This is a genomic window from Acidovorax sp. KPB24-03, assembly GCF_057546605.1.
The window spans coordinates 1-1,797 of sequence record NZ_BAAJYR010000569.1 but is presented as its reverse complement, the minus strand read 5'-3'; the positions used below and the strand labels follow the sequence as shown (position 1 = coordinate 1,797).

Below are 1,797 nucleotides of genomic sequence, written 5' to 3'. Positions count from 1 at the left end.
CCCCGCAAAACGGAAGTCGTAGTCGAAAGGCTCCACATTGACGACCGTGGTGAAGAGTTGCCGGTGGTTCAGCAGAAGATTCAAATCACCCCGCAGGGTCTCGTAGCGATAGCACTGGTGCCGCAGGATCTGGCGCATTTGGCGGCCCACTTCGCGAACGAGCTCAGGGAAGGAAAGGTCAGGGCGCATGGACAGGCGCAGCGGCAATGCATTCGCCACCATGGCGGGAACCCGTCGCATGCGCTCGTTGTGCCGCGCGTGACCGGGATGCCGGTAGCGTCTTTCCCTTTTCCGCAAACGCCGCCAGGAGGTGTCCCATGCCCATCCACCGCACGGATTTTCCCGGTGTCTACATCCATACGCCCCGGCCGCAGGAAGCGGGCGCTCGCACCCTCCAGCAGGTGGAAGCCCTTGAAGCCAAGAACCAGGATTTCTTGCGCCGCAACCAGGAAACCCTGGAGCAACTGGCGTCCCAATCTTCCGGCCGCACGCTGCTGCGGCAGATCGAATCCATCACCACCATGGCGCCCCGAAAGCGCGTGGTGCTGACGCCTTCGCAAAGGGGTTGGCCGCAAGCGCTTTCCTGCCAGCAGATCGCTGGCAACACGCAGTTGCGGCCCATGGACAATTGGGACGACATCGACAGCTACATGAGCCGCCGTCCGTCGGGCGATTCGTTCATGCCCGAAGTGGCGGCCGCCCCGATGCCCGGCAGGGAGACTCCCGGCGCAGACGAAGTCTGGATCCGCACCGACCCAGACATCAGCATGAAGTTTTCATCCGAGGACTCGGATGAGTACGAGTTGAGCGCAGACCATTACGTTGCAACGCTCGGCCACGAAATGATCCATGCGCGGGACAGCCTGCACGGCATTCAGCCACACCGCTCGGAAGACACCTCGACCTCTGGTCATCAGGGCTCGGACCGTCCTTTGGAGAAAGCGCTGCTGCCCGTGGAGTTGCGCACGATCGGCGTCGGACCCTATGCCGACGAAGTCCCTTCAGAAAACTCCATTCGAAGAGAACATGGGCTGACGCTGCGCAGGAGCTATCACGGCTTTACCGATGACCATTGATGGACAGAGGGGGGCCAGAGAAAAGCGCTCAGGCCAGTGCCGCCGCGTGCCCGCGCGTGAAAGCCTCTTCGAACACCGAATAGCCCGACCAGTCCGCATGCGCGAACGCCAGCCGCGCGGTGCCGGGCGTGGGCGGCACGGGTACGCGCTCTCCGTTCGATAGCGCATAGCGCTTGCCAGACGGTCGCTGCGGCGCGATTTTGCTGAGAAACGCCTGGGTGCCCGGCAAAGGGATCGACATGGCATGGCCGTAGCGTGTGATCTCCATGCGCCGCGCATGCTTGGTCAGGTCGGGGTGCGGCGCGGCCAGCCCGGCGAGGATGGCGTCGCGCCAGTGCGCCCAGGGTTGCTCCGCCAACTGCCGGCGGCCATCGGCCACGTCGCCCAGCGCCTGGTAGTAGGTGAGCACGGTGGCGGCCGGGCGCGGGTCCAGCCGCTGGTGGCCGGCGTTCACGTAGCCCAGGCCGCCGGGCGTAGGGTCGGCGTAGAGCACGTTGTCCCAGGCGGGGGCCGCGCCTTCGCGGTCGGCCAGCGGGGCGTCGATGTGGATGTTGGCGACCAGCCAGGGCGCCCACGACAGGCGCTGCGCCGCCTGCTGCAGGAAGCCGGGCGGGTTGCGCACCACGCGCGCCGCGACGAAGACCGGCAGCGCCACGATGCAGCGGCGCGCCTGCCAGCGCTCCACGCTCTCGCTGGCGTGGTGGAACACGTCCACCTCCAC

2 protein-coding genes and 1 pseudogene are annotated in these 1,797 nt (G+C 66.1%); 1 reads left to right on the top strand and 2 read right to left on the bottom strand.

Translation table 11 applies throughout. From position 1 onward, the window contains the following. Nucleotides 1-297, bottom strand: a 297-nt coding sequence (locus tag AC27KI_RS24035; protein WP_487116246.1) for a condensation domain-containing protein, incomplete at its 3' end; no start/stop codon positions are given. 20 nt (nt 298-317) lie between these two features. Here AC27KI_RS24035 and AC27KI_RS24030 point away from each other — a divergent pair. Beyond that, nucleotides 318-1,076 carry a M91 family zinc metallopeptidase gene (locus AC27KI_RS24030; RefSeq protein ID WP_487116244.1) on the top strand — a complete coding sequence of 253 codons (759 nt, stop codon included), beginning with the start codon at nt 318-320 and terminating at the stop codon, nt 1,074-1,076. Between the two features lie 28 nt (nt 1,077-1,104). On the opposite strand, the pseudogene AC27KI_RS24025 reads toward AC27KI_RS24030, so the two are convergent. After that, nucleotides 1,105-1,797, bottom strand: a pseudogene (locus tag AC27KI_RS24025) (hypothetical protein); the annotation flags it as partial.